The organism is Vibrio sp. YT-18 (assembly GCF_033337345.1).
Classification (GTDB): Bacteria; Pseudomonadota; Gammaproteobacteria; order Enterobacterales; family Vibrionaceae; genus Vibrio; species Vibrio alginolyticus.
Window position 1 is genome coordinate 1 of sequence record NZ_JAWOQO010000225.1, and the last position, 1,104, is coordinate 1,104.

At 44.4% G+C, this 1,104-nt stretch carries 1 protein-coding gene; it reads right to left on the minus strand.

The window, feature by feature from the left end:
* On the minus strand, positions 1–889 hold an 889-nt coding region (locus R7M72_RS25585), incomplete at its 3' end, for an aldehyde dehydrogenase family protein (protein ID WP_318056527.1).
* Positions 890–1,104 lie beyond the last annotated feature (215 nt).

The window sequence follows — 1,104 nt, forward strand, 5'->3', positions numbered from 1 at the left end:
TGACATTTTGATGTACATATAAACGGTTTGTACACACGCACGTTTGCCCTGCATTACGGAACTTGGACGCGATAAGCCCATTAGCAGCTGATTCCAAATCAGCATCCTCAAAAACAATAAACGGAGCGTTACCTCCAAGTTCCATCGATACCGCTTTAACAGTTTCACTAGCCTGCTTCATCAAAATTTTGCCGACGCGAGTCGAACCCGTAAATGAAATCTTCTTGATCCTAGGATCCATCGATAACACCTGACCAAACTCAGCGGCCTGTTCAGAAATAACAACAGGTAAAAGCGGCTTAGGGATACCAGCCTGATACGCAAGTTCAACAACCGCTAGTGCGGTCAGAGGGGTCAACTCGGACGGTTTGATGATCATCCCACACCCAGCAGCTAACGCAGGTGCCGCTTTTCGTGTGATCATAGCAATAGGGAAATTCCACGGTGTAATCGCAGCACACACGCCTACAGGCTGTTTAATTGTAGATAAACGTCTATCTACAGCAGGAGCTGGGATAATCTCGCCATAAGCTCGTTTAGCCTCTTCTGCAAACCACTCTACAAAAGATGCCCCGTAGCTCACTTCCCCGCGGCTTTCAGACAATGGCTTACCCTGTTCCAATGTAATAATGGTCGCGATATCTTCAGCGTGTTCCATCAACAATTGATGCCAGTTTTTCAAACAGCTAGAGCGCTCTTTCGCACTCAACTTAGCCCATCGAACTTGTTCAGCCGAACACGCTTCAATGAGGCAATCCAACTCTTCAATTGAACTCGGTTTCAAGCGAATTAACTCTTGCTCAGTTGCAGGGTTGATGACCACAACTCCATCGTCGGAAGCCCATTGTTTAAATACTTCTTTTAAGGTTTCATTTTTTATTTGTTGCATCACCAGACTAACTCCTACGAGAACTCCTTTTAGGGTAATCCTTCTAGTAGAAATCAGCAAAGCAAACAAAGTTTTCTGACAGTGTTGACATTAACAAGCGAAAAAGCCGTGAGTATAAGGACTAGGAATGGATCACATAGCAAGCCAGTTCGAAAATTCAAAGATTGCATAAATGCGAGACTCATTTGATAACTTCGAGTCTCAACATGATGATA